This window comes from Clostridium sp. OM05-5BH, assembly GCF_003481505.1.
Classification (GTDB): Bacteria; Bacillota; Clostridia; order Lachnospirales; family Lachnospiraceae; genus Otoolea; species Otoolea fessa.
Window position 1 is genome coordinate 1 of record NZ_QULJ01000022.1, and the last position, 3,027, is coordinate 3,027.

Here is a 3,027-nt window from a genome sequence, read left to right on the forward strand (position 1 = left end):
GTTTTCAAGGTTCTTTGTTGTTGTCTCATCGACAGCTTATTTATATTATCATAAACAATTGACTTTGTCAACAAATTTTTTATTTTATTTTTAATCTTTCTCAGAAATCCGTTTGCGTTTCCGCTCTTATTTCTTCGATTGATTTGCCCTTGTCTCAAGGACGTATGTTATGATACCAGAGTTTCCAAGGATTGTCAACGATTTTTCTATATTTGTTATTCTTTTTATTTTATTGTGATTTTTTAGAATATTTTGTCATTTCTATTCATTTCACACATACTAGATTAAAAAATCAGCAGCATTCCCACCAGCTTATTTTGATCCTTCTTGCGGAAATGCCGCTGATTTATTTGCTCTCTTCTCTTTCCAAACACTACAGTAACGAGATTGCAGCGTGCCATTTTTCAAAACTGTACATAATATATAATTTTAATAATGGGTATGGAAGAAAGCGACTGAAAAATCCAGATACCGCCTGTTTGAGAAGCTCACTTCCCTGTTTCAGGAAATTAATCTTGAGCTTCAATACACGGGGATAAAATTCAGTATTAATACAGAATACTCGCCAGAATACTTAAAGGAAGCCGCATCGAAATACGCAGAAATCTGGCAGTTGGATGAAACAACGTTTGTCGCCGGTAAAGGACATCGAAAGTCAGTCCAGCAACGCCATTATGAAAAACTTAAGGAATATCTGCCAAATTGGAATTTCCTATTACACAAAAAAACCGTCATACATTTCTGTACAACGGTCTTCTTTACATATCTTCAAAACTGCACACTGAATTTCTTCTACTCTCTATCTTTCATCCTTCAGGAAATAACTTCCTCTTACCTAGGCTTAACCATAACCTTTTGGTTAAGCCCTCGACCGATTAGTAACAGTCAGCTTCGTACATTACTGCCCTTCCACCTCTGCCCTATCTACCTCGTCGTCTTCAAGGGGTCTTACTACTTGCGTATGGGATATCTCATCTTGAGGGGGGCTTCACGCTTAGATGCCTTCAGCGTTTATCCCGTCCCGGCTTGGCTACTCTGCCATGAGCTTGATAGCTCAACAGATACACCAGAGGCCAGTCCACCCCGGTCCTCTCGTACTAAGGGCAGCTCCTCTCAAATATCCTACGCCCGCGCCGGATAGGGACCGAACTGTCTCACGACGTTCTGAACCCAGCTCGCGTACCGCTTTAATGGGCGAACAGCCCAACCCTTGGGACCTACTTCAGCCCCAGGATGCGATGAGCCGACATCGAGGTGCCAAACCACTCCGTCGATGTGAACTCTTGGGAGTGATAAGCCTGTTATCCCCAGGGTAGCTTTTATCCGTTGAGCGATGGCAATCCCACTTTCTACCACCGGATCACTAAGTCCTACTTTCGTACCTGCTCGACCCGTCGGTCTCGCAGTCAAGCTCCCTTCTGCCTTTGCACTCTTTGAATGGTTTCCAACCATTCTGAGGGAACCTTTGAGCGCCTCCGATACCCTTTCGGAGGCGACCGCCCCAGTCAAACTCCCCACCTGACATTGTCCCACCTCCGGGTCACGGAGGTTGGTTAGAAATCCAGTACCACAAGGGTGGTATCCCAACAGCGACTCCGACAAGACTGGCGTCCTGTCATCAAAGTCTCCCACCTATCCTGTACATGCAGTACCGAATCCCAGTATCAAGCTAGAGTAAAGCTCCATGGGGTCTTTCCGTCCTGGCGCAGGTAACCAGCATCTTCACTGGTATTTCAATTTCACCGGGTGCATTGTCGAGACAGCGCTCAAATCATTACGCCTTTCGTGCGGGTCGGAACTTACCCGACAAGGAATTTCGCTACCTTAGGACCGTTATAGTTACGGCCGCCGTTTACTGGGGCTTAGATTCAAAGCTTCGATTGCTCTAACCTCTCCTCGTAACCTTCCAGCACCGGGCAGGCGTCAGCCCATATACCTCACCTTTCGGTTTCGCATAGACCTGTGTTTTTGCTAAACAGTTGCTTGAGCCTATTCTCTGCGGCCACATCTCTGTGGCACCCTTTATCCCGAAGTTACAGGGTCATTTTGCCGAGTTCCTTAACAATGCTTCTCCCGCCGGCCTTAGGATTCTCTCCTCATCCACCTGTGTCGGTTTACGGTACGGGTACATATCACACAATAGCGGCTTTTCTCGACAGCTCGAATCCCGGACTTCGCTACTTTAATTCGCTCCGCATCACGTCTTCGGCTTACTAAGCGGATTTGCCAGCTTAGCACCTACCTCGCTTGCCCTGGTATCTTCATTCCCAGGTTCCGGTATCTCTCTGTGTCCCCACAGTTCTGATGATATGCAGTACAGGAATTTCAACCTGTTATCCATCGACTACGTCTTTCGACCTCGCCTTAGGCCCCGACTTACCCAGAGCAGATCAGCTTTACTCTGGAAACCTTAGATATTCGGCCTGGAGGATTCCCACCTCCATCTCGCTACTCATTCCGGCATTCTCTCTTCTTAAAAATCCACAGCTCCTTATCGGTACTGCTTCGTCTCTTTAAGAATGCTCCTCTACCAATGTATAATTACATTCCTAAGCTTCGGTGTTGTGTTTTAGCCCCGGACATTTTCGGCGCAGGACCTCTCGACTAGTGAGCTATTACGCACTCTTTGAATGTGTGGCTGCTTCTGAGCCAACATCCTAGTTGTCTTCGAAATCCCACATCCTTTTCCACTTAACACACACTTTGGGACCTTAGCTGTAGGTCTGGGCTCTTTCCCTTTTGACTACCCAACTTATCTCGTGCAGTCTGACTCCCGTACATCATTTATGCGGCATTCGGAGTTTGATATTCTTCGGTAGACTTTGACGCCCCCTAGGAAATTCAGTGCTCTACCTCCGCTAAACTAATACGAGGCTAGCCCTAAAGCTATTTCGAGGAGAACCAGCTATCTCCGGGTTCGATTGGAATTTCTCCCCTATCCACACCTCATCGCCACCCTTTTCAACGGATGTGCGTTCGGTCCTCCATTCCCTTTTACGGGAACTTCAACCTGGACATGGATAGGTC

At 46.7% G+C, this 3,027-nt stretch carries 1 rRNA gene (only partly in view); it reads right to left on the reverse strand.

The features are described from left to right. Positions 1–855: 855 nt before the first annotated feature. Positions 856–3,027: ribosomal RNA gene (locus DXB70_RS13845) — 23S ribosomal RNA — on the reverse strand; it runs 761 nt beyond the window's last position.